This is a genomic window from Arthrobacter sp. HS15c (assembly GCF_040812005.1).
Taxonomy (GTDB): domain Bacteria; phylum Actinomycetota; class Actinomycetes; order Actinomycetales; family Micrococcaceae; genus Arthrobacter.
On sequence record NZ_JBFOHM010000001.1, the window covers coordinates 197,539 to 222,429 of the forward strand.

Below are 24,891 nucleotides of genomic sequence, written 5' to 3' on the forward strand. Positions count from 1 at the left end.
ATCAGTCGCCGTTGGGCTGGCCGAGCCGCCGGATGCCGGTGGCCTGCGTTGCGTCCCGGATTTCACCGACCAGCTGCTCGATCACGTCCTCCAGGAACAGCACTCCCTGCGTCTGGCCGTCCGGGCCGATGACGCGGGCGAGGTGCGAACCGGTGCGCTGCATCACGGACATTGCCTTTTCGATCTCGTCCCCCAGCGCAAGGTTGGCCAGCGAACGGATCCGGCTTTCCGCGATGGGATGCTGATAGTCCGTGTCAGGGATGGACAGCACGTCCTTCACGTGAAGATAGCCGTAGAGCATGTCATCGTCATCCAGCATGGGGAACCGGGAAAAGCCGGTTCTGCTGACTGCCTTCTCGAAGTCCACCGGCGTCGTGGCAGCCTTCAGCATGACCAGCTTCTCCAGCGGCACCATGATGTCGGAGGCCGTGTGTTCGGAAAATTCCAGCGCACCGGTGATCAGCCCGGCGTCGTCATCCACCAGCCCGTGGCGGGTGGACTCCTGAACGATCGACTGGACTTCCTCGAGGGTGAACGATGAGTTCACCTCGTCCTTGGGTTCAATCCGGAGGAGCTTGAGGATGTGGTTGGCCGACCAGTTCAAGGCTACGATCACAGGCCTGACCAGGCGGGCAACAAACATCAACGGCGGCGCCAGAAAGAGTGCAGCCTTGTCAGCCACGGATACCGAGATGTTCTTCGGCACCATCTCACCGAAGGTCACATGGAGGAAGGTCACCACCATCAGGGCAACCGCAAAAGCCGCCACATCCGCAATTTCCATCGGCAGTCCGACGGTTTCCAACGGAGCAGCCAGCAGGTGGTGGATGGCAGGTTCGGCCACCAGCAGGATCAGCAGCGAACAGACTGTGATGCCGAGCTGGGCGCACGCCAGCATGAGCGACACGTTCTCCATGGCCCGAAGGGTGGTCTGCGCCCGCTTCGAACCGGCGTCGGCCAGCGGTTCAATCTGGCTGCGCCTGGCCGACATCACCGCGAACTCGGCAGCGACAAAAAACGCGTTGCCCAGCAGCAGGACGATCAGCCAGAAGATTCCGGCCCAGTCACTCATCGTTCGGTCCTGTCATTCGGGGCAGCTTCAGCGTCTGTGTCGGGCGCGGCCGGGCGGAAACAGATCCTGTCGATCCTGCGCCCGTCCATGCGGGTGACGCTGAGGGTTCCGCCGCCCACCGCAACGGTATCCCCGACGGCGGCGATGCGGCCCAGTTCGCTCATGACGTAGCCGCCCACGGTTTCGTAGGCCGCTTCGTCGGGAACGGTCAGGCCTGGAATCTGCTCCGACAGTTCGTCCGGACGCAGGAGCCCGGGGAAGTACCAGTCCCCCGACGCGCTCTGGAGGAGCCCGGGCCGGACCTTGTCATGTTCGTCCGCCACCTCGCCCACGATTTCCTCGACCAGGTCTTCGAGGGTTGCAATGCCCGCGGTACCGCCGTACTCGTCGAGGACGACGGCGAGCTGGAGGTTTCCCTCGCGAAGTTCCGCCAGGAGGGCGTCCAGGTGGATGGTCTCCGGGACCCTGAGGACGTCGGTCATGATGGCGCCGGCTTCCAGGTTGGGCCGGCGGTCCGAGGGAACCGCCACCGCCTTCTTGACGTGGACCAGGCCCCTGATGTCATCGGCCGATTCGCCGATGACCGGGAACCTCGAGTATCCCGTGCGCCGGGCGGCGTCCACGATGTCCGAAACGGGCTGGTCGGCGTCGATGGTTTCCACGCGGATCCGCGGGGTCATCACGTCCGCCGCGGTCCGGGCCGAGAAGTTCAGTGTCCGTGCCACGAAGTTGGCAGTGCCGGCGTCGAGCGTTCCCATGGCAGCGGAACGCCGTACCAGGGAGGCGAGCTCGGCAGGGGTCCGGGCACCGGAAATCTCTTCCTTGGCTTCAAGGCCGAAAACGTTGAGCACCTTGTTGGAGAACCCGTTGAGGACCACGATGGCCGGTCTGAAGATGGCCGTGAACATGAGTTGCGGCCTCGCGAGGGCCCGTCCCACACGGAAGGACAAAGCGATGGCCATGTTCTTGGGCACCAGTTCGCCCAGCAGCATGGACAGCAGGGTAGCCAGCACCATCGCGATGACCAGGGACACGGACGCGGCCGCCGTTGCAGGAATCCCGACGGCGGTCAGTGGCCCCTCGAGGAGCTTGCCGACGGACGGTTCCATGACGTAACCGGTCAGGAGAGTGGTCAGCGTGATGCCAAGCTGGCAACTGGAGAGCTGGGTGGAAAGGGACTTCAGGCACTTGAGCAGCGGAACGGCACGGGTATCACCGTTGTCGATCGCGCGCTGGACAGTGGCCTGGTCCAGGGCAATAAGGGAAAATTCGACGGCGACGAAGAAGCCGGTGCCGGCGATCAGCAGGAGTCCTGCCGCGAGGAGCAACCATTCCATTCAGCATCCCGCCCGGTGATGCTGGGGCGGATTGCTGGCGCAGGTCACTGTCGCAGGATGGATCCGGGGCCGACTGCCCGGCGGAGGATGGTCCGCCGAAGCGGACGCTGTTTCCTTGAAGGCTCCGGCGGCGTGGAGCGACGGAGTGTGATGGGCGCGTGTTCGGGGTTTGCCGGCTCGGCGGGTCGGCTGCGCGGTGCTGTACTTCGTGCTCCGCTGACAGCCCCCAGGCCGGCACCTAGATTTACTGTCCATAAGAATTTCAGTCTACAGGAGCAGATCCCGGCCTCCGGAGGGGCTGCCAGCCGCAGGCATCCATCAGCCTCCGGCGAGGTTCACCGCCGCCATATTTGGCATTCTGCGCGTCACTTCATGATTTGGGTCACCCTTATTGGCAGTTAATACAGAATGCTCATTAGACTGGCAAAGGTCTGGGTTCAGAGGACGCAGAGACTGGTTCGGATGTTGTGCTGAGGCACCGTGGCGGCCAGAGAGAAATCAAACTCATGGAAGAGGCGTATTTCAAGTGCCAGAGCAGCCTAGCCACCGTCTACCAGAGGAATTTGGCGGAAACGAGTGGCTCGTTGACGAACTGTACGAGCAGTATCAGCAGGACAAAAACGCGGTGGATGCCAAGTGGTGGCCCCTGTTCGAATCCTTCGACTCGGGCAGCGGTTCTTCCTCCAACGGGAATTCGGCCCTCGCGGTTGCACATCCCGCAACCCGCGAAATGCCCGTCGTAGCCCAGGCCTCCGCAGCTCCGGCAACGTCGCCGGCAGCGCAGCCGGCCGCACCTGCCGAAGCGGCACCTGCCCCCGCTGCTCCCCCGGCACCCGTTAAGAAGGCACCGGCCACCGTGGCGCGCGACGGCGCGAAGAAGACCGAGCCTGGAACCGGATCCCAGCCGATCCCCGCCCAGCTCCCCAAGAATGTCAAGGCACCCACCGCGCCTGAGGAAGACGTCATCTCCGTCCTTCGCGGCCCGGCCAAGGCCATTGCCACGAACATGGTGACCAGCCTTGAGGTCCCCACTGCTACCAGCGTCCGTGCGATCCCGGCCAAGCTGCTGATCGACAACCGCGTGGTCATCAACTCCAACCTGGCGCGTGCCCGCGGCGGCAAGGTCTCCTTCACGCACCTGATCGGCTACGCCGTCATCCGGGCCCTGTCCCAGTTCCCGTCCATGAACGTGTACTACGACGAGGTGGACGGCAAGCCCGTCGCGGTCCAGCCGGCCCACGTGAACTTCGGCATCGCCATCGACATGCCCAAGCCCGACGGAACCCGCCTGCTGATGGTTCCGAACATCAAGAAGGCGGAGACCCTCAACTTCTCCGAGTTCTGGCACACGTATGAGGACCTCATCAAGCGTGCCCGCAACGGCAAGCTGACCGCTGACGACCACCAGGGCACCACCGTCTCCCTGACGAACCCCGGCGGCATCGGCACCGTCCACTCCGTGCCCCGCCTCTCCAAGGGCCAGGCCGCCATCATCGGCGTCGGCGCGCTGGACTACCCGGCCGAGTTCCAGGGTGCGAGCGAAAAGATCATCGCGCACAACGCGATCAGCAAGGTCCTCACACTGACCTCCACGTATGACCACCGCGTCATCCAGGGAGCCGGCAGCGGTGAATTCCTGAAGCTCGTGCACCAGCTGCTGCTCGGTGCACAGAACTTCTACGACGAGATCTTCGAAGCCCTGCGCATCCCGTACGAGCCCGTCCGCTGGAGCCCGGACCTGCAGGTTGACCCCGCCGACCAGATCAACAAGGTCGCACGCATCCAGCAGCTGATCCACTCCTACCGTGTGCGCGGCCACCTGATGGCTGACACCGATCCGCTGGAGTACGTCCAGCGCAAGCACCCCGACCTTGACGTCCTCACGTACGGCCTGACCCTTTGGGACCTGGACCGCGAGTGGCCCACCGGTGGGTTCGGCGGCAAGCCGATGCTCAAGTTCCGCGACATCCTCGGCGTCCTCCGCGATGCCTACTGCCGCACCACCGGCATCGAATACATGCACATCCAGGAGCCTGAGGAACGCAAGTGGTTCCAGGACCAGCTGGAGCACGCGTACTCGAAGCCGAGCCGCGAAGAGCAGCTGCGCATCGTATCCAAGCTGAACGCTGCGGAGGCCTTCGAGACCTTCCTGCAGACCAAGTTCGTGGGCCAGAAGCGCTTCTCGCTGGAAGGCGGCGAGTCCCTGATTCCGCTGCTTGACGCGATCATCTCCGACGCCGCTGATGACGGCCTCGACGAGGTAGCCATCGGCATGGCCCACCGCGGCCGCCTGAACGTGCTGACCAACATCGCCGGGAAGACCTACGCCCAGGTCTTCCGCGAATTCGAAGGCACCCAGGACCCCCGCTCCGTGCAGGGCTCCGGTGACGTGAAGTACCACCTCGGCACCGAAGGCACCTTCACCTCGGACAACGGCAAGGAAACCAAGGTTTACCTCGCCGCCAACCCCTCGCACCTTGAGGCCGTGGACTCCGTGCTCGAAGGCATCGTCCGCGCCAAGCAGGACCGCCTGGACCAGGGCGAGGCCTTCCCGGTCCTGCCCATCATGGTCCACGGTGACGCCGCTTTCGCCGGCCAGGGCGTGGTTGCAGAAACCCTGAACCTGTCCCAGCTGCGTGGCTACCGGACCGGTGGAACCATCCACGTTGTGGTAAACAACCAGGTCGGCTTCACCACGGCTCCGTCATCCTCGCGCTCGTCCACGTACTCCACGGACGTCGCCAAGATGATCCAGGCCCCCGTGTTCCACGTGAACGGTGACGACCCGGAGGCAGTGGTCCGCATCGGCCAGCTCGCCTACGAGTTCCGCCAGCGCTTCCACAAGGACGTTGTGATCGACATGGTGTGCTACCGCCGCCGTGGCCACAACGAGGGCGACGACCCCTCGATGACCCAGCCGCTGATGTACAACCTGATCGAAGCCAAGCGTTCCGTACGCAAGCTGTACACCGAGTCGCTGATCGGCCGTGGCGACATCACCGAGGAAGAAGCTGAGCAGCTGCTCCGCGACTACCAGGAGCGCCTGGAGCGGGTCTTCGCCGAGACCCACGCCGCCCAGACCTCCCCGATCCCGATCATCACGGCGGACTCCGCAGCCGTCTCGGATATCGAGCGTCCCATCGCCCAGCAGTCCGACTTCGGCACCAACGCACCGGCGTCCACGGCCATCTCCCCGGAGACCCTGGCCCGGATCGGCCAGGCTCACCTTGAAATTCCCGAGGGCTTCACCGTCCACTCGAAGCTCAAGCAGCTCCTCGAGAAGCGCGAACAGATGTCCCGTGAAGGCGGCATCGACTGGGGCTTCGGCGAGATCGCAGCCTTCGGTTCGCTCATCATGGAAGGCGTTCCCGTCCGCCTCGCCGGCCAGGATTCACGCCGCGGAACCTTCGTGCAGCGCCACGCCGTGTTCCACGACCGTTCCAACGGCAACGAGTGGCTGCCCCTGGGCAACCTCTCAGACAGCCAGGCCAAGCTGTGGATCTACGACTCCCTGCTGTCCGAATACGCGGCAATGGGCTTCGAATACGGCTACTCCGTGGAGCGTCCGGACGCCCTCGTGCTCTGGGAAGCGCAGTTCGGCGACTTCGTCAACGGCGCGCAGACCATCATCGACGAGTTCATCTCTTCCGCGGAGCAGAAGTGGGGCCAGCGTTCGTCGCTGGTGCTGATGCTGCCGCACGGCTACGAAGGCCAGGGACCGGACCACTCTTCAGCCCGCATCGAGCGGTTCCTGCAGATGTGTGCCGAGGAGAACATGATCGTGGCCAACCCGACGACGGCCGCATCGCACTTCCACCTGCTGCGCCGCCAGGCCTACAGCCGGCCACGCAAGCCGCTGATCATCTTCACGCCGAAGCAGCTGCTCCGCCTCAAGGGCGCCGCATCCTCGGTTGAGGACTTCACCACCGGCAGCTTCCGCCCGGTCATCGCGGACCACGAGCAGCTTGCGGCAGACGCCGTCGAACGCGTGCTGTTGGTGTCCGGCCGCCTGTACTACGACCTCCTGTCCACCCGGCAGAAGACCGAGGACAAGACCACGGCGATCGTCCGCGTGGAGCAGCTCTACCCGCTGCCCGCGGCGGAAATCGCGGCAGAGCTGGCCAAGTACCCGAACGCAGAGGTTGTCTGGGCACAGGACGAGCCCGCCAACCAGGGGCCGTGGCCGTTCATGGGCCTCAACCTCCCGGGCGAGCTTGACCGCAAGGTCCGGCTCGTGTCCCGTCCGGCGTCGGCATCCACTGCCGCCGGTTCCATGAAGCGGCACGCCGCCGAGCAGGACACCCTCCTGAAGCAGGCATTCGCCCGTTAGTGACCACCATGGCTGCCCGGCCGGACGTCGAAATACCAGACTCCGGCCGGGCAGTTCTGTTTAATGGGGTGCGAGGGTATCCAACGGGCAGTGTGCCCGGCCCGTCCCGCGCTGCCGGCATTGCCACCGGCACGGGACGCCATTCAGTACGGAAGTAAAGAGGAACTTGTGGAAGACAGGAAGCTGCGCATCGCAGCTGTTGGAGATGAACTGCTGGCCGGGCTGGGCGACCCCAGGGCCCTCGGCTGGCTGGGCCGCGTCCTGGCCCGCACTCCGCACGACGGCATGGCGTTGGAAAGTTATGCCCTCCCCTGCCCGCAGGAAGGAACCGAGGGCCTGGCTGCCCGCTGGCTTGAGGAAGCCGGCCGGCGGTTCAGCGACCACCACGAGAACCGGCTGGTCATCGGACTGTCCGGCCGCGACATTGAGTTCGGCCTCTCCACCGCACGCAGCCGCCTGAACCTGGCCAACATCTTGGATTCAGCGTCACAGAACCGGATCGAAGTGTTTGTCGTCGGCCCGCCGCCAACCCTGGATCCCACCCAGAACCGCAGGCTGGGGGAACTCAACACCGCCTTCGCCGACGTCACCACCAGGCGGAAGCACCTTTACGTCGACACCTTTTCACCGCTGCTGAACCACGAGCAGTGGCGCCAGGACCTTGCAGCGAACGGCGGCACGCCCGGCCAGTCCGGCTACGGCCTGATGGCCTGGCTGGTCCTTCACCGGGGCTGGTTCCAGTGGCTGGGAATGGACGCCCCCGAATAGTCCGCGTTCCCCAATTCGCGATATATCTTGACCGTCCCGCCGCGCCGTTGTACCGTGGGGTATCAAACACGATATATCTCGATCTTGGAGGATCCATGGCAGAGACCAGCTGGACGGTCACCGTCCCCCGGGTAATCGACGTTGACGGCGTCACGTCGCTGAAGCTGGGAATGGTCCGCGGACGGTTCGACGTCGTGACCCACTCCGAGGCCGTTGCGCGGGTTGAAGTATCCGACGTCCAGGGCGACCCCGTCGCCATCAGCGTTGTGGACGGCCGGCTGGAGGTCCGGCACCAGCTGCACGGGCCGCAGGGGTGGTTCAAGAACCTCATGGGGACGGTCAACCACAACAGCAACAACTCGGCTGTCATCAGCATTGCCCTGCCCGAAGGCGTTGACGTGGAAGCGGGGACGGTCAGCGGTGACGGCCTGGTGTCCGGCATCAGCGGGCACACCCGGCTGAACACCGTGTCCGGCTCTGTGATGGCGGATGGAACTGCCGGCGACCTCCACGTCAACACCATCAGCGGCGAAGTGATCGCACGCAACCACGACGGCGTCCTGACCGCCAAGAGCGTCTCAGGCGAAGTCACCGCTTCGGGCAGGTTCACCAACATCCGGGCGAATACCGTCTCCGGAGAGATGAGCTTCGACCTCCTGGGTTTTACCCACGACTTCGGCGCCAACTCCGTTTCCGGCGACCTGACCATCCGGCTGCCGCACGACGTCGGCGTGGACATCGTGGCCAAGTCGGCCAGCGGGACCCTGATCATCGACAACCAGCAGTACTCCCAGCCCGGCGGCAAGGTGGAAACGATCGCCGGCCCGGACGGCAAGCTGATGATCGTCCGGACCAACTCAGTCTCGGGCAAGACCTCGATCTTCCACAGCCAGCCCGCCGGGACCCCGGAAACAGGGCACTGATGCCTCCTGTCTTCGCCCACGGCGCCCTCCGCCTCTACCTCCTGGCCCTCCTGGAGTCCGGGCCGAAGCACGGTTATGAGCTCATTAAGGCGCTCAACGAGCGGTTCGGCGGCACTTACTCCCCCAGCGCCGGCACCATCTACCCGCGGCTGGGGAAGCTGGAAGAGGAAGGGCTCGTGGCCACGGAATCGGCCGGCCGCCGCACCAACTACCACATCACCCAGGCCGGCCTTGCTGAACTGAACACGCGCCGGGCTGAGCTCGCCGGCGTCGAAAATGACATCTCCGCCTCCGTCCGGCGGTTGGCGGACAACCTCCGCGACGATATCCGCACCAACATGCGCGGCCTGAGGGCAGACCTCGCCGCAACGGCCGAGGCAGCGAGGGCATCGGTCCGCAACGGCGAGTTCAGCACAGCAGGCGCCCGGCAGTCCCCCGAGGGACACCGGACGCTCAAGGAGGCCGAGATGCTGCTCCAGGCGTTCCGTGACGACCTCCGCGTCGAGCTGCGGCTGCAGGCAGGCAGGCAACCGCTCAGCCCGGTGGCACTCGAAACGGTCCGGACGGTGCTGGACCAGGCGCGCATTTCCATCCGGAATTCCCTGACCGGCTGAGCCGCCGCTTCACAGGCGGTTCCGGTTCGCGGCCTGTGCCTTCATGTGGGAGACTTGAGGGCAGCTCTTTTGAGTACCAACATTAAGGAGGCCAGCTATGAGCAAGCGTGCACGTAAACGTCGTGACCGTAAGCGTGGCGGCGCGAACCACGGCAAGCGCCCCAACGCCTAAGCAAAAGCTTTGGTATGACGGTTCAAACGAAGAACCCCGGAAGTCACATGGCTTCCGGGGTTCTTCGTCTCTTACGGCGTGTGGCCTGCAGCCGGCCCTTAGGCCTCGACCGGGCGGATTGAGTGGATCCGGTCCAGGATGGCGTTTTTCAGGTTCTCCGGAGCGGCTTCCGTGCAGGAGCGCTTGACCATGTTGCGGATGACACATTCAAGGTCATACTGCTGGGTGCACTCCGGGCAGTCGTCAAGGTGGTGCTTGATGTCCGTGATGTCCTCACGGGTCAGTGCCCCATCAAGATATTCGTAGATGCGTTGCATCCGGGCGTCATCGCAGTCGCCCAATCCCTGGCAGTCGCTCATTTCCTGTTCTCCTGTTGTGTGCTTCCGGCCGTGTCCTGAGGATCAACGGCGGTTTTGAATCCCCGCTCGGCGGCATACTCCGCCAGCATGTCCCGCAACATTTTCCGGCCGCGGTGGAGCCGGGACATCACCGTGCCGATGGGGGTGTTCATGATGTCTGAGATTTCCTTGTACGCGAAGCCTTCCACGTCAGCGAAATACACTGCCAGTCTGAACTCTTCGGGAATGGCCTGCAGCGCCCTCTTAACGTCAGTGTCCGGCAGATGGTCCAAAGCCTCGGCTTCGGCTGACCTCAGCCCGCTGGACGTGTGGGACTCCGCCCTGGCCAGTTGCCAGTCCTCGATGGTGTCCGAATTCGACTGCAGCGGCTCGCGCTGCCGCTTGCGGTACAGGTTGATGTAGGTGTTGGTCAGGATGCGGTATAGCCACGCTTTGAGGTTGGTGCCGGGCTTGTACTGGTGGAACGCAGAAAACGCCTTGGTGTAGGCCTCCTGGACGAGGTCCTCGGCATCAGCCGGGTTCCGCGCCATCCGCATGGCCGCCGAGTACAGCTGGTCGACATACTGCATGGCATCGCGCTCGAAGCGGATCCGGCGTTCTTCCGTGCTTTCGGTGGCAACGTCCACCGCCTGCTCAGCCTGCTGCGGGCCTGGCTCCACCGCGCCCGATTGCACGTTGGTGGTCTTGGCGTCGCTTCCGGAGGCCTCATACATGGCCTCGAGGGCCGGATCCAGGGTGCTCATTGCCCTCAAGTCTACTGTCAGGCCCTGCGCACGCGCTGACCCATACTCCGGGGCACCGGATTCCAACGCGTCCATCGCCACGGGGCCTGCCACTTCCATACCGTCCTTCACCAACCCCAAAGGCCAACTCCGTTCCCTGTCCTGTTCAGCGCGTCCGGGCCTGCTGCCCGCCGCCGAGGGGGCGCGCCGTGCGCCGCATTTGTCCGGCACTGCCGGACCCGCAATCCATAACCCCTGGCGGCAGGCAAATATTCCCCAAAAGTGCAAGACTAGAACCGACTCCGCCGCATTCGACGCGGTTCGTCCACCCAGGAGGAAATCCATGTCCTTTGTCCGTACTCTCGCCCGGCCTATGCTGGCATCCAGCTTCGTACTCGCCGGACTGGACAAGCTCAGGAACGCCGACGACACTGCCCAGCAACTGTCGCCGCTCCTGCGCAAAGCCACAGCCTCACTGCCTTTCCGTACCGAGGAGAAGACACTGGCACGGGTCATCGGCGGAGTGCAGGTGGGCGCCGGTGTGCTCTTCGGCCTCGGCAAGTTCGCGCGTCTCTCGGCAACGCTGCTCACTGTCATCTCGGCCCTTAATACTTTTGTGGAGTGGCGCAGCGCGGACATCAGCACCAAGGACGCCCGCCTGGCCCGGCGCAACCAGCTCCTGAAAAACCTCTCCCTGAGCGGCGGGGCCCTCCTGGCCTCGGTGGATACGGCCGGCAAGCCCGGCCTGGCCTGGCGCGCGGAACACCTCGCCGCCGACGCCAGGAAGGGTGCTTCACACCTTGCGGCGGACGCCCGGAAGACCACCGGCAAGAAGCTCCACAAGGCTGACAAGGCCGTGCGCCGTGCAGTGGACCAGGCAACGGGGGCATAAGGACGCATGACCGGATCCACCACCGCCGTTTCGCAGCCTGACGCCGTCGAAGCAGTCCCGAACTGGCCCGCCCCGTTCGCCACCAGGCCCATCAACGCCACCGTCACCGTGCCCGGCTCCAAGTCCCTGACCAACCGGTTCCTGGTACTGGCGGCGCTGGCTGACGGCCCGTCCAGGCTCCGCGCCCCGCTGCATTCGAGGGACTCGGCCCTGATGATCGAGGCCCTGCGGCAGCTGGGCGCTTCGATCACGGAAGTCCCGGGGGATGGCGCCTTCGGCCCGGACCTTGAGGTCATTCCGCTCAGCCAGGACGCGCCGCCGTCGCGGACCCGGATTGACTGTGGCCTGGCCGGTACGGTGATGCGTTTTGTTCCGCCGCTCGCTTCGCTGCGGAACGGGGTCAGCACGTTCGACGGCGACCCGCATGCCAGGAAGCGTCCTATGGGGACGATCATCGAGGCGCTGAAGGCGCTTGGCGTGGACGTTGCGGCGGAGGACGGCGGCACGCCGGCTTCCCTGCCGTTTGAGGTTGCCGGAACCGGGGAAGTCCGGGGCGGCCACCTGGTGATCGATGCCAGTGCTTCGTCGCAGTTCGTCTCGGCGCTGCTCCTGGTGGGCGCGCGGTTCACCGAGGGTCTGCACCTCGAGCATGTGGGCAAGCCGGTGCCCAGCCTGGACCACATCAACATGACGGTGGCGGTCCTTCGCGGTGTGGGCGTCTCGGTGGACGATTCCGTCCCCAACCACTGGGTTGTGGCGCCGGGAACCATCCGGGCGTTCGACCAGCGCATCGAGCAGGACCTCTCCAACGCCGGTCCTTTCCTCGCCGCTGCCCTGGCGTCCGGCGGCACCGTCCGGATCCCTGACTGGCCCACTCACACTACGCAGGTGGGCGACCTCTGGCGCAGCATCCTGACGGACATGGGCGCCACGGTCAGCCTGTCCGACGGCGTCCTCACGGTCACCGGAGGGCCGGAGATCAAAGGTGCGGACTTTGCCGAAACCAGCGAACTCGCCCCAACCGTCGCGGCCCTCTGCGCCCTCGCCAGCGGCCCTTCCCGGCTCAGCGGCATCGCCCACCTTCGCGGCCACGAGACGGACCGGCTCGCCGCCCTGGTCACCGAGATCAACCGGCTCGGCGGCGACGCCGAGGAAACCAGCGACGGCCTGGTGATCCGCCCGGCCAAACTGCATGCCGGCGTCGTGCACAGCTACGCGGACCACCGGATGGCGACCGCAGGCGCCATCCTGGGCCTGGCAGTGGAGGGCATCGAGGTGGAGGACATCGCCACCACGGCCAAGACCATGCCCGACTTTCCGCAGCTGTGGGCAGACATGATCGCGCAGGGCCAGGAACCCGGCACCGCGGTACCGGTTGGTGCCGAGTAGTGGCACGCAGCACTGACTCGTGGGACGAATCCGACGTCCGGATCCGCCCGAGCAAGAAGGGCTCCCGCCCCCGCACCAAGGACCGCCCCAGCCACGATGACGCAGTGACCGGGCGGATCATCACCGTGGACCGCGGAAGGTACACGGCGGTTGTCGGCGAGGATTCCGGTGAAGAGCGGATCATCATCGCCGCCAGGGCACGGGAACTCCGGCGGAACCCCGTCGTCGCCGGTGACTTTGTCTCGCTGGTGGGCGACGTCTCCGGTGAACCTGACACATTGGCCCGGCTGGTCCGGATCCAGGACCGCAGGACCCTCCTGCGCCGCAGTGCTGACGACACCGACCCGATCGAGCGGGCGGTTGTGGCCAACGCCGACCAGCTGGTGGTGGTGGTGGCTGCCGCCAATCCCGAGCCCCGCACCGGCTTCATCGACCGCGCGCTGGTGGCCGCGTACGATGCCGGCATCGAGCCGCTGCTCCTGGTCACCAAGGCGGACGTCAAAGACCCCGCCGAGCTGCTGTCCAACTACGAACACCTGGACTTCCCGGTCATCATCAGCCGCACGGCCGACTCCGAAGCGTCCGGCATCGACGCCCGCTCCGACGACGGGCTTTCTGCACGCCTCGACAGCGATGCCGTCGCCCAGCTCCGGGCCCACCTCGACGGCAAGGTGACGGTCATGCTGGGGCACTCCGGCGTCGGCAAGTCCACCATGGTCAATGCCCTGACCGGGGCGGAGCGTGCCACCGGCGGCGTCAATGCCGTGACCGGCCGGGGACGCCACACGTCCTCCTCAGCCCTCGCACTCAAACTGACTGACGCCCCTGCAGGTAGCTGGATCATCGACACCCCCGGCATCCGCTCCTTCGGCCTGGCCCATGTGGACCCCGACCGCATCCTCCGGTCCTTCCCGGACCTGGAACCGGGCACCGATGCCTGCGAGCGTGGCTGCAAACACACCACAGGCGCCGTCAACTGCGGCCTCGACGCGTGGGTCACCGAGGGCCATGCCGGCCCGACCGGACCGGCGAGGCTTGGATCGCTGCGGCGCCTGCTGGGCACCGACCCCCGGATGGTGGGGCAGGAAACCAAGGAACTGGGCAGCGTCAACTGACCCTGACTGGCCCGGCTGGAGAGGCACCGGGCGCTTTCCGGACGGTTCCAGTGGCCGGGGTCCCCAACCACACGGCGCTTTGACGGTAGTTTGGAACCATGATCCAACCCGCTTCGAGCTACAACGATGACCTGCGCCTGGCCCACGTGCTGGCCGATTCCGTGGACGACCAGACCATGAGCCGCTTCAAGGCCCTGGACCTCCACATCGAGACCAAGCCGGACCTGACGCCGGTCACTGATGCGGACAAGGCCGCCGAGGAAGCCATCCGCGGCCAGCTGTCCCGTTCCCGCCCCCGTGACGCCGTCCTGGGCGAGGAATTCGGCAGTTCAGGCCACGGCTCCCGCCGCTGGATCATCGACCCCATCGACGGCACGAAGAACTTTGTCCGTGGTGTCCCGGTCTGGGCGACCCTGATTGCGCTTGTTGACGAAGGCGAGCCCGTCGTCGGCGTTGTCAGTGCCCCTGCACTGGGCAAGCGCTGGTGGGCCGCCAAGGGCGCCGGCGCGTACATGGGCCGGTCACTGGCCGCTGCCACCAGGCTGAAAGTATCCGACGTCTCGAAGCTCTCGGATGCGTCCCTGTCCTACTCCAGCCTGAGCGGCTGGAAGGACCGCGGGAACCTTGATGACTTCCTTGGCCTGACCGAAGACGTCTGGCGCACGCGCGCGTACGGCGACTTCTGGTCCTATTGCATGGTGGCAGAAGGCTCCGTGGACATCGCCTGCGAACCGGAGCTCAATCTCTACGACATGGCGGCGCTGGTGCCGATTGTGGTGGAGGCAGGCGGCCGGTTCACATCCCTCGAGGGAGAGGACGGCCCGTTCGGCGGCAACGCCCTGGCCACCAACTCCATCCTGCATTCGGAAGTCCTCAAGCGGCTCAACCCCGGGCTTGACGACCTGCTCTAGCGGACTCTTATACCGAATTATCAGCGGCGGACGCCTCCGGAAGGGGGGGGTCCGCCGTCGTATCTTCGGACAAATGCGACAATTCCGGGCCCCGCGTAACAAAAGCCTTAACATTCGGACCGGCTTCCTGCCCGCCCCGCCCATGTTCTACGCTCTTAACAGGTCACGAGTGCCAGCGCGAAACCCCGGTTTGCTGGCCGGCAACCCTCCATTCGCGGTGGGGTGCCCCGGGTGACGACCAGGCCGGTCCGGAACGGACCCGGCAAGCGCGGATTCCCGGGACAGGGAGTCCCTCTAAAGTGAGGTCTCTGTGACAACAGCCACCGTCTCCCCCAACACCGCCGTCCGCCCGCAGTCCGCAGCCGGCACCGACACCGCAGCCCTGTTCAGCGAACGGCTTGCCGTTGCCGGCCGGCCGCTCTCCGCCGTTACCGGCGCCGAAATCCAAGCCCCGCTGATCCAGGGCGGACACGTCCGCTACGCCAACCTCGACTACGGTGCCTCCGCCCCGGCCCTCTCGGTGGTTTCCGCGTACCTCAACGAAATCCTGCCGTTCTACGCCAGCGTCCACCGCGGCGCAGGCTACGCATCCCAGATCAGCACGTCGGTCTACGAGAACGCCCGGAACATCGTGCGTGACTTTGTGGGCGGACGGGCCGGCGACTCCGTCATCTTCACCAGGAACACCACCGATTCGCTGAACCTCCTGGCAGGCTGTCTCCCGACGGTGGACGGCCGCCCCGCCGGCGACGTCCTGTACCTCGACATCGAGCACCACGCCAACCTCCTGCCGTGGCAGGGCGTCCCGCACCGCAGCGTTATTGCCGCCGACACCCTGGCCGGCACCGTTGAGGCCCTCCGCGCCGAGCTTGAACAGGGCGGGGTCAGCCTGCTCGCCGTCACGGGCGCCTCCAACGTCACCGGCGAAATCCTGCCCATCCGGGCACTCGCCGCCCTGGCGCACGAGCACGGCGCCCGGATCGTCGTGGACGCGGCGCAGCTCGCGCCCCACCGCCGCATCAACATCAGCGCCGACGACGTCGACTACCTCGCCTTCTCCGGGCACAAGCTCTACGCTCCGTTCGGCGCAGGCGTCCTCGTGGGCCGAACGGACTGGCTCGACGCCGGCACGCCGCACCTTGCCGGCGGCGGCGCGGTCCGTGAGGCCAGGCTCGACGGCGTCAGCTGGGCCACCGGTCCCGCCCGGCACGAGGGCGGCTCCCCCAACGTCCTGGGCGCCGCCACGCTGGCCCGCGCCACCCAGGTGATCGCGGCACTGGACCCGGACCGCTGGCACGCCCACGAGTCAGCCATCCGTTCCTTCCTGGTCGAGGGACTCCACAAAATCGACGGCGTCACCGTGCACCAGATTTTCCAGGACACGGACCCGGACACGGACACCATCGGCGTGGTGAACTTCTCCGTCGAGGGCTACGACGCCGGTTTGGTGGCCGCCTACCTGTCAGCTGAACACGGAGTGGGTCTCCGGGACGGCCGATTCTGCGCCCACCCGCTGCTCAAGCGCCTGGGCCTTCCGTCCGGGTCCCTGCGGGCGAGCTTCGGCCTGGGGTCACGGCTCGAGGACGCCCAGCGGCTCCTGGCCGGCATCGAGGAACTCCGCCGGACCGGCCTGGGCTGGGACTATGTGGTGGATTCAGGCCGCTGGGTTCCGGCCAACGACACCCGCACCTACCCGGACTGGGCACCCAACACGCCCGGCACGGCCGGCGCAGCCCCCTGCACCGACGACTGACCTGAGTCGCCCTTTACATGCGGTAAATTCGAAGGATACCCAAGGGCATCTGGCGAAGGAGACCGCACGTGGCACGGGGTGGCCCCAAACTTGACCACGGGCGCCGTCAGGAGCTCGGACAGAGCTTCCAGGACGGCGGCGAACACTACGAACGCGTCCGTCCCGGATACCCTGCCGAATCGGCAGACTGGCTGATTCCTGCCGGGGCTCGCGACGCCCTCGATGTTGGCGCCGGCACCGGCAAGTTCACCGCCCTGCTGCTTGACCGCGGCCTCGCTGTGGCCGCCGTCGACCCTTCCACTGACATGCTTGACCAGTTGCGGGTCCTGCTCCCCGGTGTTCCGGCGGCCGAAGGGACCGCAGAGGCGACTGGACTCGCGGACTCCTCGTTCGACGTCGTAAGCGTTGCACAGGCCTGGCACTGGTGCGATCCGATCGCTGCAAGTACCGAACTTTCGCGGGTCCTCCGCACCGGCGGCACGCTCGGGCTGGTCTGGAACCAGCTGGATACTTCCGTTCCCTGGGTTCACCGGCTTTCCCGCATCATGCACGCGGGGGACGTCTACCGGCCGCACTTCCGGCCGCCCGTGGGGCCGGAGTTCAAAGAGCTGGAAAGCCATGTGACGCACTGGGAGGACGCACTCACCACCGAGGAAATCATGGAGCTTGCCAAGTCGCGGAGCTACTACCTGCGTTCTGGTGAGGCCACGCGGGCCAAAGTCCTCGCGAATCTCGACTGGTACCTCCACGACCATCTGGGGCATGCGGCCGGCGCCCCCTTGGGACTCCCCTACCTGACACTGACATGGCGGGCAGTCAAGGCATGACGCCGTCCGCCCACCGGGTAGGCTTGGTGTCGTGAAGACCAGCGCGCCCTCCTCCTCCATCGAGGACTACGTCAAGGTCATCTACTCCTTCACGGAGTGGCAGGACAAACCCATCACTTCGTCCCAGCTGGCCCAGCGGCTGGGTGTGGCCAACTCCTCCGTGTCTGAGATGGTCCGCAAGCTCAAGGACCAGGGCCTGGTGGACCACAAGCCGTACAGCGCCATCACCCTCACCGTTGACGGTGTGCGGCTGGCGCTGTCCATGGTCAGGCGGCACCGGCTGATCGAAACCTACCTGGTACAGCAGCTCGGTTACAGCTGGGACGAGGTACATGATGAGGCCGAACAGCTGGAACACGCGGTCTCGGACACCTTCATCGAGCGGATGGCGGCGAAACTGGGCAACCCGCTCCGCGACCCGCACGGCGATCCCATTCCAGGCGCCGACGGCACAGTCCGGATGCCGCACGCCCACCTGATGAACGAACTGGACCAGGGGCACACCGGCCGGATCACCCGGATCAGCGATGAGAACCCTGATTTGCTCCGGTACCTGTCGTCGGAGGAAATCGATCTCGACTCCGAGGTCGAGGTGGTTGGCCGCAAGCCCTTCGGCGGTGCCCTGGTGGTGCGGATCAGTTCCGAAGGCAAGACCCGCGAATATGACCTCGCCGATGAGGTCACCTCCGCCCTGTGGGTGGACAGCGACACCCCGCACGCCGGTTGCGTCCTCGGAAACGGCTGAATGGCCAGCTCCGGGACGCCCGGTTCGCGTGCCTGGCTGGCCGTGGCCGCCGGAGGACTCCTCGGATCGGAACTGCGGTACGGCCTTGGCCTGGCGTTCCCTGACCACGTGGGATCGCTGCCCTGGACCACGCTGTGCATCAACGTCGCCGGCAGCTTCATCCTCGCAACCCTGACCACGTTCTGGATCGCCAGGCCACGCACCGCTTTCTGGCTCCGGGCGGGCCTGGGGCCTGGACTCCTGGGTTCCTTCACCACGTTTTCAACTGTGGTTTTCTCGGTGGATCAGCTATGGCGGGCCAACTATCATCCGGTCTGGATCGCCTATCTTGGGCTGTCGCTGCTGCTGGGGCTGGGCGCTGCCGCCCTCGGCTGGCGGGCCGGTAAAAGGCTGGCCGACCGCTCCGGGGCCGCCACGTGATCGCCGCCCTCCTGGTTGGCGTCTTCGGCGTGGCCGGTGCCCTGCTGCGCTTCGCCGTGGACAGCTGGTTCGCCCGCCGCGCGGCCGCACTCCCCGGCGTAAGCGCCGGGGGCGCGGCCGGACATGCGCCACGGCACTGGCCGTGGGCCACGCTGGTGGTCAACGTTGCCGGCTGCCTGGTTATCGGGCTGTCCGTGGGGATTTCCGGGCGCCTCGGGCTGCCAGGAGAACTGCACACCGCCGTCGCGACCGGCCTTGCCGGCGGCCTGACCACATTCAGTTCGTGGACCACCGCCACCATCAGGCTGCTCAGTGAGTCACGGTTGGGCGCGGCAGCCCTGAACGTGGCAGCCAACCTGCTGGTGGGATTCGCCGCGGCCGCGGCGGGCATCGCCATCGTGTCCTAGGCCGCGGACGCTGTCATGGATGCAGTCCCGTATCGTTGACTGTGATGATTAGCAGACGTGACGCGGCAATTGCCCTTGATGTACCCATGGAAATGGCGCAACGCCACGGCATCCCCAAGAGGCTCACGGAAGCCGAGCTGGGTGAGATCCTGGACAACCCGCCGCCGTGGCTCGTCCAGTCCCGGGCAAACCGGACTGGAAAGCGACCGGTGTGGGTCCACCTGGAGTGCGCAATCTGCGGCTATGAGGAAGCGGCGCGGCCCAAGAAATGGTGGCCCGACTTCACCTATGTCAGCTGCGGCCACCATCCCCCGGGTGAGCTGCCGCCCCCGCGCCCGGGCTTTGTCCGCAGCGAGTTCGACGGCGTTGGGACGCGTTTTGTGGGCATTGCGGACGTCGCCGTCCCCGACTGAGTCCGGGCATTTCTTTAAGGGCGAATCAGGCGTAATTTACGAGGTGGGACGCATGTCGTCCCGCTGAGTAAAGGGAGCACGCCATGCCGGACAAAACACCCCACCAGAATCTGTCCAAGAAGCCGGTGAAAACCATCAAGGAGAAACGCGCCGAAAAGAAGGCCAAGAGCCCGATTGACGGCCCACAGGATCCTGTCGCACACCTGAAGAAGCGCAGGTAGGCGGGCTTTTACCCGCCAGCAGCCATCTCTTCAGGTACGGCCACAAGTTCCGTTTCCTTCCCGTCCCTCAGCACGTCGATCCGCAAGGGCTGCCCGATAGCATCGGCAAACAGCAGCTTCTGCAGGCTTTCGGCGTTGCTGACGGGGCGGTTTCCTGCTGTCAGGATGATGTCGCCCGCCAGCAGGCCTGCCCGGTCCGCGGGTGAACCGGCCAGGACCTCCACCACGCGCAGCCCGTCCCGCTGGCCTGTCCGGACCACGGCACTCGCGTTCAGGCGGATGGGCGTACTGACCACGCCCAGGTAAGCCCGGCGGACCCGCCCGTCAGCCAGGAGCGCGGCGATGATCCTGCGGGTAGTGGTGTTGATGGGCACTGCAAGTCCCAGCCCGGCCCCGGCTACGGCTGTGTTGATGCCGACGATCCGGCCATGGGTGTCCGCCAGCGCACCGCCGGAACTCCCGGCATTCAGGGCCGCATCCGTTTGGATGACGTCCTCAATCACGCGCCGGTTGCCGCCTGCCCATACCGGGATAGCCCTGCCGAGGCCGCTGACGACGCCGGCTGTCACGGACCCGGCCAGCCCCAGCGGGTTCCCGACGGCGACAACAAGCTGTCCCACACGGAGAGTCTCGGCGTCACCGAATTCGGCGGGCGGGACTTTCGGCGCGCGGCCGCGGACAACGGCGAGATCAGACAACGCATCGGCGCCTACGAGTTCAAGGTCGGTGCGGCTGCCGTCCGCGAAAACAGCGTGGCCCTGATGGGTGCCGGCCACAACATGGGAGTTTGTCAGAAGGTAGCCGTCCGCGGTGAAGAGCACCGCCGACCCGGCGCCCACTCGGAACCGGCCGTTGCGGCGGTTCCCCGTCATTTCAATGGCCGCAACGTGCGGTGTGACTGTCTCAGCCACGCGCATGACCGTCTCCGAATACGAGTCCAGCGGCCCGTCGTCGGACGCTGGTGAACCGGGCTTCAGCACCTGGTCCATGGCCCACCTCCTGGTGTTAAGGCAGCCTCTCCGGCCCCGGACGACTGCTGGTCCTATCTGTCTCAACCATTCCGCCCGCCGTCCTACTCCCTGCACGGCTACGCCGTGGGTGAACGGGGCGCGGTTTGCCGGAGGCGTCCGTTCGGGGACAGGTGTCAATTTCGGGGACGGGTGTTAACGCAGAACGGCCCGGACCAGGGTCCGGGCCGTTCTGCATGCCTTGCAGCATTGCAAAATGTGGAGATGGGGGGAATTGAACCCCCGTCCGATGTCGTGTTGTCAGGGCTTCTCCGGGCGCAGTTTGCGTCGGATTTTCTCGGCCCCGGCCATGCTGCAAACAGCTGGCTGATCCGGGCCCAGTCATCTAAGAGTCCCGTTTACCCCGATGACGGGGGCAAACAGCAGTGGCTATCTAAATGACGCCAGCATCCGGGGCAATAGCAACCTCGGGCTGACGGACTGTCTTACTGCTTAGGCAGCGAGAGCGAAGTCAGTGCGGTTTGATTTGGCACTTATTGTTTTGCAGACAGCGTTTACGAGATAATTCTGCATCCTCGGCCCGCTTCACCTGTCGCGACTAACATCGTCGAAACCGATCATCCCCGTATTTTGTTACCAACCCGGCAGGTCAGGTTTTGCGTCCCAATGCCTGCCGGACTACCAATCATAACGCATGGCAGGTGGAAATGATTCCTACCTGCGGTTGCGTTCCCGGACCTCGCGCAGGGCCTCGCGCGTGTCCTGCTGCTCACGGAGGGTCTGGCGCTTGTCGTACTCCCGCTTGCCGCGGGCGACGCCGATCTCCACCTTCGCCCGGCCGTCAACAAAGTACAGCTGCAGCGGCACGATGGTGAAGCCGGATTCCCTGACCTTGTGGGAGATTTTGATGAGCTCTTCCCGGTGCAGCAGCAGCTTCCGGCGCCGGCGGGCCGCGTGGTTGGTCCAGGATCCCTGGTTGTACTCCGGGATGTGGATGCCCTCCATCCACAACTCGTCGTTATAGAAGGTGCAGAAGCCATCCACCATGGATGCGTGGCCCTCCCGGAGCGATTTGACCTCTGTGCCCATCAGGGCGATGCCGGCCTCGTAGGTATCCAGCACGTGGTAGTCATGCCGGGCCTTGCGGTTGGTGGCCACCACTTTACGGCCACTTTCTTTGGGCACGGTGGAACTCCTCGGTTCTTGGATCGTCAGTGGCTCCGGCCGGTCCGGCGCGAAGTCATACCAGTGTACGGCAGGCGCGGAGCGGCGTTACAGCAGCCGCATCGGATCAACGGCCGCGCCGTTGAGCCACGTCTCGAAGTGTGCATGGCACCCGGTGGAATTGCCGGTGTTGCCCGAGTAGGCAATGAGCTGGCCCTGGGAAACCCGCTGGCCATTCGAGACGACAATGCTGCTGTTGTGGTAGTAGATCGTGGTCAGCGAGTTGCCTTCAACAACACCGTGCGACAGCTTGACCCGCCACCCGCCGCCGTCGGCCGAGTTCCAGCCGGAGGAAAAGACTTCGCCGGCAGCGGCTGCGTAAACAGGGGTTCCGCAGGCTGCTCCGAAGTCGATGCCGGTGTGCAGGTAACCGCCGGTGCCATAGAAGTCGATGGTTCCCGGCGGCGTGGCACGCCAGCCGAACCCGGATGTGATGGGCACGTCACCGGAGAAGGGGTGGCGCAGGCCAAACGCCGACGGCGACCCGGTCACCGGGGCGTACGGCTGCACAGCCTGCCCTTGGGCCCGGGCCGCTGCAGCAGCAGCCTCCGCCAGGCGGCGCTGTTCGGCTTCCCAGGCTTCCCGCAGCCTGCGGTCCCGTTCGGCGATTTCGTTGGCAACGGCGTTCTGGCTGGCCTCAACGGCCGCCAGTTGGCTCTGGATACCCGGCTTTGCCGCCTGGAGTTCGGCGTCGAGGCGGATGGTGTCTGCGATCAGCTGGTCAACCTGCGCCTTCTTGGCTTCGGCTTCGTCGCGTGCTGCCTTCTCCCGCTCCAAGGCAGCGTCCGCCTTGGCCTTGAGGTCCTGGATCTCCGCTTCAACTGCCGCGAGCCTGGCCTGCGAGTTGACGTTGGTGGCGTTCTGCTGCGTCAGCTTGTCCATGGCCGAGTTCTGGCTCCGCATTGCCTGGTCGGCGAGGTCCATTGTGTCGGTGAGGCTGCCGCCAGCGTTGGATCCGAAAAAGAGCGTGAGGTTGGAGGGGACGCCGCCGGACTTGTACGCCTGGGTGGCAATCTGGCCGATGAGCTTCTTCGTGTCGGCTATCTTTTGCTTGTCCGACTCAAGCTGCTGCGTGATCTTGGCCTTGTTCTGCTGCGCAAGGTCCACGCGGGCTGAGAGTGCTTCGACTTCCTTGACCGCAGTTGCGACCCTGCCCTGGGCTTCGAGCAGTGCCTGCTGGGCGCCGGGAAGCTGACCCTGGTAAATCACCAGGTCGCCTGCGGCTTTGGCGATCCGCGAGTCGACAAATTCGAGGGATTGCTGGACCCGGGCGGCCTCGGCTTCGAGGGCTGCCTGCTTGTCTTCCAGTTCATCGGCGAAGGCTACCGGCGTTGAGGCGCCAAGGCTGGCTGCAAGGACCAGCGCCAGGACACCGCTGATGATGCCAGTACGGCGCGCATGGTGGGTGCGGTTCTTGCGGGGCAGGCGGGAAGTTCGATCGAGACCAGTCATAAGCTTTCCTTGTTCGGTTTGCACAGCCTAGACCCTCAAATATCTGCGCAAGGTCAAGAGAGACGAAATTCCTGCCAAAGATCCGCCAAGGATTAGCAGGGCAGGCGCAAGGATGAGTGTCTGTCCTGGCGAGATGAAGGCCGTGTCCGGGTACTGCTTGGACAGGTATTCACCCAGGAAGAAGTGCGCCACCGCCCACAGGGTCCCGGACGCCAGCGCTGCACCGATGACGGCGGCAATGACGCCTTCGAGGATGAACGGCAGCTGGATCACTGTTTTCGAGGCGCCCACGAGGCGCATGATGCCCGTTTCGCGGCGGCGGCTGAAGGCGGAGAGCCGGATGGTGGTGGCGATCAGGAGAATCGCGCAGACAATCATCACGCCGGCAACGCTGACAGCCACGAGGGACGCGGCATTCATGGCCGAGAAGAGCCGTTCCAGCAGCTGGCGCTGGTCAATCACGGTCTCGACGCCGGGCTGCGATGAAAACGTCTCGCTGATGATCTGGTACTTCTCGGGGTCCTTCATGTTGATCCGGAAGGAGGCCGGGAGCTGGTCGGGCGTGACGGAGTCAACAATCGGGGAATTCGAGAACTGGTCCTTGAAGTGCTTGTAGGCCTCGTCCTTGGACTCGAACTGGAAGTCGTTGATGTACTGCGAAACTGCAGGTGACTCCAGGAGGCTTTGCAGGTTGTCCTGCTGCTCCGGGGTGACCGGACCGGTGGCGCACCCGGTCGCCGTCGAACCGTCACTGCACAGGAAGATCGCCACCTGGACTTTGTCGTACCAGTAGCCCTTCATCTGGTTGATTTGCAGCTGAAGCATGCCCGCGGCGCCAACAAAAGTCAGGGACACAAAGGTCACAAGGATGACCGACACAACCATCGAGACGTTCCGGCGGAGTCCGCTGCCAATCTCACCGAGGATAAAAGCGAGCCTCATCGCTGGCCCTCCCCTGCGCCGTCGACGCGGCCTTCAGGGCTGGCCGGCGGTATCTCTTCCCGGCCGCTGGCGTCCTTGAGCCGTCGCGACTGCCCAACAATTGGAATCATGGAGGTGTACAGGGCCTTCGCTTCGTCGCGAATGACGACACCGTTCTTCAGCTCCACCACGCGCTTGCGCATTTCGTTGACAATGTCGTCGTCGTGGGTGGCCATCACCACTGTGGTGCCATTCTGGTTGATCTTGTCCAGCACGCCCATGATGCCCATTGAGGTGGTGGGGTCCAGGTTTCCCGTCGGCTCGTCGGCGAGGAGGATGCCGGGCCGGTTGACTACCGCCCGGGCGATGGCCACGCGCTGCTGCTCACCGCCGGAAAGCTCGTGTGGGAGCCGGTTTTCCTTGCCTTCGAGCCCGACTGTCTTGAGTACCTCGGGCACCGTGTCGCGGATGACGCTGCGGCTCTTGCCGATGACCTGCATCGCGAAAGCGACATTGGCGAAGACGTTTTTCTGCGGCAGGAGACGGAAGTCCTGGAAGACAACCCCGATGCCGCGGCGAAGCCGGGGCACGCGCCAACTGGAGATTTTGGCGACGTTCTGGCCTGCCACGTACACAGCACCGGAGGAGGCCCGGTCCTCTTTGAGCACAAGCCGCAGGAAGGTCGACTTTCCGGACCCGGAGGCGCCTACAAGGAAGGCGAATTCGCCGCGGTCGATCTCAAGGTTGACGTCGTCCAGCGCGGGCCGTGCCTGCTGGTCGTAGACCTTGGTGACATTTTCGAATCGGATCATGACCCTAAGTACCCTGCAGGCATGACTGATGGTACGCAGCCCAGATCTGCAGCCGGTGCGCGGGCTTCTGTTTGGGGGAAGTAGAGCTCCGGCTCCTCGACTATACGCAGTCCCTATGCCTTAT

The 24,891-nt window shown here is 65.3% G+C and carries 24 protein-coding genes, 1 other RNA gene and 1 riboswitch; of the genes, 15 read left to right on the forward strand and 10 right to left on the reverse strand.

Going from position 1 to position 24,891, the window contains the following annotated elements; all coding sequences use genetic code 11:
• Position 1: 1 nt before the first annotated feature.
• Positions 2-1,072, reverse strand: a complete 1,071-nt coding sequence (locus ABV518_RS00940; protein ID WP_367764985.1) for a hemolysin family protein — start codon at positions 1,070-1,072, stop codon at positions 2-4.
• Positions 1,069-2,409, reverse strand: coding sequence for a hemolysin family protein (locus ABV518_RS00945; RefSeq protein ID WP_367764986.1), 1,341 nt, complete (start codon positions 2,407-2,409; stop codon positions 1,069-1,071). The genes ABV518_RS00940 and ABV518_RS00945 overlap by 4 nt, the downstream gene beginning before the upstream one ends.
• 526 nt (positions 2,410-2,935) lie before the next feature.
• On the opposite strand from ABV518_RS00945, the gene ABV518_RS00950 reads away from it, so the two are divergent.
• The 4 genes from ABV518_RS00950 (at position 2,936) to ABV518_RS00965 (ending at position 9,044) form a co-directional block, all read left to right on the forward strand.
• Positions 2,936-6,739: a multifunctional oxoglutarate decarboxylase/oxoglutarate dehydrogenase thiamine pyrophosphate-binding subunit/dihydrolipoyllysine-residue succinyltransferase subunit gene (locus ABV518_RS00950; RefSeq protein WP_367764988.1), complete on the forward strand. Its 3,804-nt coding sequence runs from the start codon at positions 2,936-2,938 to the stop codon at positions 6,737-6,739.
• 168 nt (positions 6,740-6,907) lie between these two features.
• Positions 6,908-7,507 (forward strand): GDSL-type esterase/lipase family protein, encoded by a 600-nt coding sequence (locus tag ABV518_RS00955; protein WP_367764989.1) that lies wholly within the window; start codon positions 6,908-6,910, stop codon positions 7,505-7,507.
• A gap of 95 nt (positions 7,508-7,602) precedes the next feature.
• The gene (locus ABV518_RS00960) at positions 7,603-8,430 is read left to right on the forward strand and encodes a DUF4097 domain-containing protein (RefSeq protein WP_367764990.1); all 828 of its coding nucleotides are present in this window, start codon (positions 7,603-7,605) and stop codon (positions 8,428-8,430) included.
• Positions 8,430-9,044 (forward strand): PadR family transcriptional regulator, encoded by a 615-nt coding sequence (locus ABV518_RS00965; RefSeq protein ID WP_367764991.1) that lies wholly within the window; start codon positions 8,430-8,432, stop codon positions 9,042-9,044. The genes ABV518_RS00960 and ABV518_RS00965 overlap by 1 nt, the downstream gene beginning before the upstream one ends.
• A 270-nt stretch (positions 9,045-9,314) precedes the next feature.
• On the opposite strand, the gene rsrA is transcribed toward ABV518_RS00965, so the two are convergent.
• On the reverse strand, positions 9,315-9,575 hold the full coding sequence (gene rsrA, locus ABV518_RS00970; protein ID WP_131131627.1) for a mycothiol system anti-sigma-R factor: 261 nt from the start codon (positions 9,573-9,575) through the stop codon (positions 9,315-9,317).
• Entirely contained in the window at positions 9,572-10,399 is an 828-nt protein-coding gene (locus ABV518_RS00975; RefSeq protein ID WP_367765316.1) for a sigma-70 family RNA polymerase sigma factor, read from the reverse strand. The genes rsrA and ABV518_RS00975 overlap by 4 nt, the downstream gene beginning before the upstream one ends.
• Before the next feature lie 241 nt (positions 10,400-10,640).
• On the opposite strand from ABV518_RS00975, the gene ABV518_RS00980 reads away from it, so the two are divergent.
• The 11 genes from ABV518_RS00980 (at position 10,641) to ABV518_RS01030 (ending at position 19,390) form a co-directional block, all read left to right on the forward strand.
• Positions 10,641-11,189 carry a DoxX family protein gene (locus ABV518_RS00980; RefSeq protein ID WP_131131624.1) on the forward strand — a complete coding sequence of 183 codons (549 nt, stop codon included), beginning with the start codon at positions 10,641-10,643 and terminating at the stop codon, positions 11,187-11,189.
• A 6-nt stretch (positions 11,190-11,195) separates the two neighbouring features.
• Positions 11,196-12,578 (forward strand): 3-phosphoshikimate 1-carboxyvinyltransferase, encoded by a 1,383-nt coding sequence (gene aroA / locus ABV518_RS00985; protein WP_367764992.1) that lies wholly within the window; start codon positions 11,196-11,198, stop codon positions 12,576-12,578.
• Positions 12,578-13,693 (forward strand): ribosome small subunit-dependent GTPase A, encoded by a 1,116-nt coding sequence (locus ABV518_RS00990; protein ID WP_367764993.1) that lies wholly within the window; start codon positions 12,578-12,580, stop codon positions 13,691-13,693. The genes aroA and ABV518_RS00990 overlap by 1 nt, the downstream gene beginning before the upstream one ends.
• A 98-nt stretch (positions 13,694-13,791) precedes the next feature.
• Entirely contained in the window at positions 13,792-14,604 is an 813-nt protein-coding gene (hisN, locus tag ABV518_RS00995) for a histidinol-phosphatase (protein ID WP_131131618.1), read from the forward strand.
• 161 nt (positions 14,605-14,765) lie between these two features.
• Positions 14,766-14,879: riboswitch (SAM riboswitch) on the forward strand.
• A 35-nt stretch (positions 14,880-14,914) separates the two neighbouring features.
• Positions 14,915-16,357, forward strand: a complete 1,443-nt coding sequence (locus ABV518_RS01000; protein WP_367764995.1) for an aminotransferase class V-fold PLP-dependent enzyme — start codon at positions 14,915-14,917, stop codon at positions 16,355-16,357.
• A gap of 68 nt (positions 16,358-16,425) precedes the next feature.
• Positions 16,426-17,184 (forward strand): class I SAM-dependent methyltransferase, encoded by a 759-nt coding sequence (locus tag ABV518_RS01005; protein WP_367764996.1) that lies wholly within the window; start codon positions 16,426-16,428, stop codon positions 17,182-17,184.
• A gap of 31 nt (positions 17,185-17,215) precedes the next feature.
• A complete protein-coding gene (locus ABV518_RS01010; protein WP_367764997.1) occupies positions 17,216-17,929 on the forward strand; it encodes a metal-dependent transcriptional regulator in 714 nt (237 codons plus the stop codon).
• Positions 17,930-18,349 (forward strand): CrcB family protein, encoded by a 420-nt coding sequence (locus ABV518_RS01015; protein WP_367764998.1) that lies wholly within the window; start codon positions 17,930-17,932, stop codon positions 18,347-18,349.
• A complete protein-coding gene (locus tag ABV518_RS01020) occupies positions 18,346-18,756 on the forward strand; it encodes a CrcB family protein (RefSeq protein WP_367764999.1) in 411 nt (136 codons plus the stop codon). Before ABV518_RS01015 ends, ABV518_RS01020 begins: the two co-directional genes overlap by 4 nt.
• Positions 18,757-18,800: 44 nt before the next feature.
• Positions 18,801-19,169, forward strand: a complete 369-nt coding sequence (locus ABV518_RS01025) for a hypothetical protein (RefSeq protein WP_367765000.1) — start codon at positions 18,801-18,803, stop codon at positions 19,167-19,169.
• A gap of 83 nt (positions 19,170-19,252) precedes the next feature.
• Entirely contained in the window at positions 19,253-19,390 is a 138-nt protein-coding gene (locus tag ABV518_RS01030) for a hypothetical protein (protein ID WP_310161748.1), read from the forward strand.
• A gap of 8 nt (positions 19,391-19,398) precedes the next feature.
• Here the strand turns inward: ABV518_RS01030 and ABV518_RS01035 are convergent, their stop codons facing one another.
• The 6 genes from ABV518_RS01035 to ftsE form a co-directional block, all read right to left on the reverse strand.
• Positions 19,399-20,379, reverse strand: a complete 981-nt coding sequence (locus tag ABV518_RS01035) for a S1C family serine protease (protein ID WP_367765002.1) — start codon at positions 20,377-20,379, stop codon at positions 19,399-19,401.
• Positions 20,380-20,614: 235 nt separating this feature from the next.
• Positions 20,615-20,983, reverse strand: a transfer-messenger RNA (tmRNA) gene (gene ssrA / locus ABV518_RS01040).
• Positions 20,984-21,072: 89 nt separating this feature from the next.
• Positions 21,073-21,543, reverse strand: coding sequence for an SsrA-binding protein SmpB (gene smpB, locus ABV518_RS01045; protein ID WP_131131597.1), 471 nt, complete (start codon positions 21,541-21,543; stop codon positions 21,073-21,075).
• Positions 21,544-21,630: 87 nt separating this feature from the next.
• Positions 21,631-23,034, reverse strand: a complete 1,404-nt coding sequence (locus ABV518_RS01050) for a peptidoglycan DD-metalloendopeptidase family protein (RefSeq protein WP_367765004.1) — start codon at positions 23,032-23,034, stop codon at positions 21,631-21,633.
• Between the two features lie 27 nt (positions 23,035-23,061).
• Positions 23,062-23,976 carry a permease-like cell division protein FtsX gene (gene ftsX / locus ABV518_RS01055; protein ID WP_367765005.1) on the reverse strand — a complete coding sequence of 305 codons (915 nt, stop codon included), beginning with the start codon at positions 23,974-23,976 and terminating at the stop codon, positions 23,062-23,064.
• Complete coding sequence (ftsE, locus tag ABV518_RS01060; protein WP_367765006.1) at positions 23,973-24,767, reverse strand: cell division ATP-binding protein FtsE; 795 nt, start codon at positions 24,765-24,767, stop codon at positions 23,973-23,975. The genes ftsX and ftsE overlap by 4 nt, the downstream gene beginning before the upstream one ends.
• Between the last annotated feature and the right edge of the window lie 124 nt (positions 24,768-24,891).

Coding starts and splice junctions, on each gene's coding strand:
- ABV518_RS00940 (WP_367764985.1), bottom strand. CDS start 1,072: ATGAGTGACTGGGCCGGAATCTTCTGGCTGATCGTCCTGCTGCTGGGC.
- ABV518_RS00945 (WP_367764986.1), bottom strand. CDS start 2,409: ATGGAATGGTTGCTCCTCGCGGCAGGACTCCTGCTGATCGCCGGCACC.
- ABV518_RS00960 (WP_367764990.1), top strand. CDS start 7,603: ATGGCAGAGACCAGCTGGACGGTCACCGTCCCCCGGGTAATCGACGTT.
- ABV518_RS00965 (WP_367764991.1), top strand. CDS start 8,430: ATGCCTCCTGTCTTCGCCCACGGCGCCCTCCGCCTCTACCTCCTGGCC.
- rsrA (WP_131131627.1), bottom strand. CDS start 9,575: ATGAGCGACTGCCAGGGATTGGGCGACTGCGATGACGCCCGGATGCAA.
- ABV518_RS00980 (WP_131131624.1), top strand. CDS start 10,641: ATGTCCTTTGTCCGTACTCTCGCCCGGCCTATGCTGGCATCCAGCTTC.
- aroA (WP_367764992.1), top strand. CDS start 11,196: ATGACCGGATCCACCACCGCCGTTTCGCAGCCTGACGCCGTCGAAGCA.
- hisN (WP_131131618.1), top strand. CDS start 13,792: ATGATCCAACCCGCTTCGAGCTACAACGATGACCTGCGCCTGGCCCAC.
- ABV518_RS01015 (WP_367764998.1), top strand. CDS start 17,930: ATGGCCAGCTCCGGGACGCCCGGTTCGCGTGCCTGGCTGGCCGTGGCC.
- ABV518_RS01025 (WP_367765000.1), top strand. CDS start 18,801: ATGATTAGCAGACGTGACGCGGCAATTGCCCTTGATGTACCCATGGAA.
- ABV518_RS01030 (WP_310161748.1), top strand. CDS start 19,253: ATGCCGGACAAAACACCCCACCAGAATCTGTCCAAGAAGCCGGTGAAA.
- ABV518_RS01035 (WP_367765002.1), bottom strand. CDS start 20,379: ATGGACCAGGTGCTGAAGCCCGGTTCACCAGCGTCCGACGACGGGCCG.
- ABV518_RS01050 (WP_367765004.1), bottom strand. CDS start 23,034: ATGACTGGTCTCGATCGAACTTCCCGCCTGCCCCGCAAGAACCGCACC.
- ftsX (WP_367765005.1), bottom strand. CDS start 23,976: ATGAGGCTCGCTTTTATCCTCGGTGAGATTGGCAGCGGACTCCGCCGG.
- ftsE (WP_367765006.1), bottom strand. CDS start 24,767: ATGATCCGATTCGAAAATGTCACCAAGGTCTACGACCAGCAGGCACGG.